This window comes from Micrococcales bacterium (genome assembly GCA_009784895.1).
Taxonomy (GTDB): Bacteria; Actinomycetota; Actinomycetes; order Actinomycetales; family WQXJ01; genus WQXJ01.
Genome location: WQXJ01000102.1, coordinates 1 through 3,041, shown reverse-complemented (window position 1 = coordinate 3,041; position 3,041 = coordinate 1). Strand labels below are relative to the sequence as shown.

Below are 3,041 nucleotides of genomic sequence, written 5' to 3'. Positions count from 1 at the left end.
CCCCGCCCCGCCCCCCTCTGCCGCGAGACCGAGCTTTGACACAACACCAGAATCCGAGCCACCCCCCGCACAGCCCCCCACTGACGCGAGACCGAGCTTTGGCATGACCGAGGAAATCGATGTACTAGATGTTGACATCATGGCCGAGGTCTCGGCTGGTACCTACATCCGGGCCTTGGCCCGCGATTTGGGCCTAGCCCTGGGTGTGGGCGGGCACTTGACAGCCCTGCGCCGGTTGTCTGCCGGACCGTTCACCTTGGACCACGTTGCCCCAACTTCCGCGAGTCCGAGCCCTGACACCACCGCAGAATCAGTGACACCGAGCTTTGGCTCGAATCCGCCGGGCCTGGATGTTTCCGCCCTGATGAGCCTGGCTTCCGCCGCCAGGTTGAGGTTTCGCATAAGGCAGCTCAGCCAAGTCGAAAGCGGTGAATTGGTGCACGGCCGGCCAATCCTGGCCGAGCCCGGTTTGACCGGCACAAGAGATGACCCGGTGGCGGGAATAGGACCCAACGGTGAACTCGTGGCCTTGCTGGCGGATCGGGTGGGCCGCGCCCGCCCAGTCGCGGTTTTCGCCTCATAGGGCCAGTGAATAATTGACTCCTGCCGCCCTCAGGCGGCGCCTCGCAGCGACGCGCGGTTTTCGCCTCATAGGGGCGACCGGCTGGAGCTCGTTGCCTGCGCCTGTGTCAAGGCAGCGGATTTGTTGCAGGTGCGCCGGCGCCGGCGTGGCCGGCGGCTGGATTCAGGGCCTTTTGAAGGCTGCTCTTCGGTCCACCTGCGACAAAACCGCCAGCATGGCCAGTCCTAGCACCAGGCCTATAAAGCCCACCAGTGGCCGGGCCGGCCAGGTCACATTGGTGGGGGGCACATCGGCCCGCAGGTTGGTGAAGTCGAACGACCGCTCTATTGACATCAACCTGGGGCCCACATTATTCGCGGCCGTATCGGTGCCATCTTCCGAGGTACTTTCGGTGCTGTCCTTGAACGTGGTCGCGTAATTGGTGTCCAGGTCTTCAACTATCCGGAAATAGGCCGTCGCTGGGGCGTCCTCTAGAGTGAACGCTTCACCATGAGCCAAACTGAATGTCACCACACCAAATGCGTCAACCTCGGCCAAGCCGGCTGATGTACCCGACGGGCCGGTCTTTGTGAAGTGATAGGTCTTGCCGGTCACCGGCACGTTGCCGTGTTCATCTTCAAAGAAGTAGATGGAAAAGACGAACGGCTTGGTTAGGTTTCCTAGCCGGCCGTCGACTGATTGGGTAACCGTCAGCGAGGTGACGTCGGTGTAAACGAAGTAGACCGTGTAGTGGTCATTGAGCGGATTGATTGTGACCGTGCCGCCGGTCTGATAGGTGCCAGACTGCGGCGGGTAAGTGTCCCCGATGTAGTAGCCCAATGCGGCCCAGCCGGTCACCTTCGGAACGGCCTTGGTGTAGGTCCGGGGGCTGGCCGCCAGTTTGATTTGGGTGTTGGTGTCTGCCATGCCAGGCACTGGGTTGCCGGCCAGGTCAACGTACTTCTCGGTGACCTGGTAGTAGTCCCTGAATTTGACCGGCATCCAGCCAGAATTGTTTGGCTGACCGTGGCCGTTGTAATCGGCCAGGGCCTTCATCGAAAAGACCGGGCCGTCATCGTTCGCACGCACCAGGTCTCCCAGCAGTGTGGCGCTGTCGTAGACCCAAATCTGGTCGGTGCGCATAGCTGTGGTGCCGGTGGTGTAGGCAAAGCCGAGGTAGTTGTTTGGCAGGCTCAGAGTCCTAAGAACGGTGCTGGTACCAGCTACCTTCACGTCGAAGGTAGCGGGTACGGGTATGGCCTGGGTCAAAATGGCGTTGACATAGTGGCCGTTACCCGGATTGTTGTTGCCGGCGTGGATGGCCGGCAGATCACCGGAGGAGTAGACGGTCAGGTCGGCCCCCACCGCAATGCTGACAGTGGCCGCTGCGCCACCGAAACCGCCGCCAATACCGGCGCCGCCACCAACAGGAGCACTGGTGCCTTGCACCTTGCCGCCGCCGGTGGCGCTAACCGTGCCGCCGGTTATGGTGACCGAGCCGCCGGCACCGCCTGGACCAAGCACGGTGTTGGTCCAGTCGATATTGGCACCGCCGCCGCCAATGGCAGCGGCCGAATTGGCACCCTTGGCGGTCACTGTGCCACCTGAGATGACGATACTGCCGGCGCTGGCCCCCATGGAACCGCCAATGCCAGCTCCGCCTGAGCAGGCCGGACCCAAGGCCATTGCGTTGGCCGTAACGTTCCCGGCCGAAATCTTCACCAGAGTCCCGCTGATGGCTGCACCTTCACCGGTGTTGGAGGCCGTGACTTGCCCGCCTCTGATAGTGACATCGGTGCCAGTCAGTCCGGCCGAGTTGGGGTCAAGACTGGTCACATTGGTCACCACCGTGCCGTTACTGATGTCAACGTCGGTGACGTTGATGCCGTAGTTCCAAGCGGTGGCGTTTAGTGTGCCAGCGGTAACGTCCAGCTCATCGCCCGCAATGGCGCTGCCCGTCGCGGTGCTCGAAGCGTCGGTTTGGCCACCACTAATGGTGACGTGGCCGCCGCTGATGCCGTCAGTGTTGCCGATGGCGCTAACCTTGCCGCCGGAAATGGTGATAGCCGACCCACTGATGCCAGCGATCGACGAGGTGGCCAACAGGTCACCGCCAGTAACGGTGAGGTTCGAAGCGTTGATGGCTGTGGCGCTACCGCCTGGATCTTGGACCGTGACCTTCTTGCCACCTTTGACAACAACCTTGCCCGCGCTGCCTATGCCTTTGACACCCCGGCCGGTGACCTGGAGGTTGCCGCTGGTGGTGGTGCCGGGGTTGGCCGCTGAATCAATGTTGATGGTGCTGTCGGTGCCGCCGGTGATGGTGATGCCGTTGCCGCCCGAGGCCCGGCCCCAGAGGTAATTGGCTTCGGAGGGGGTTTTGCCAATCAGGCCGGAGTTTTTCACTAGCAGCGTGAGTGTGGCGCCGTCCCCCACGATGATGTCACCCACCATGTCGATGTCGTCAATTTCTAGGGTG

Annotated in this window: 2 protein-coding genes; one reads left to right on the top strand and one right to left on the bottom strand. The window is 62.2% G+C overall.

The features are described from left to right. Positions 1 to 583: hypothetical protein (locus FWD29_10105; protein ID MCL2804281.1), on the top strand; the 583-nt coding region annotated here is incomplete at its 5' end. A gap of 162 nt (positions 584 to 745) precedes the next feature. Here FWD29_10105 and FWD29_10100 read toward each other — a convergent pair. Next, positions 746 to 3,041: hypothetical protein (locus FWD29_10100; GenBank protein MCL2804280.1), on the bottom strand; the 2,296-nt coding region annotated here is incomplete at its 5' end.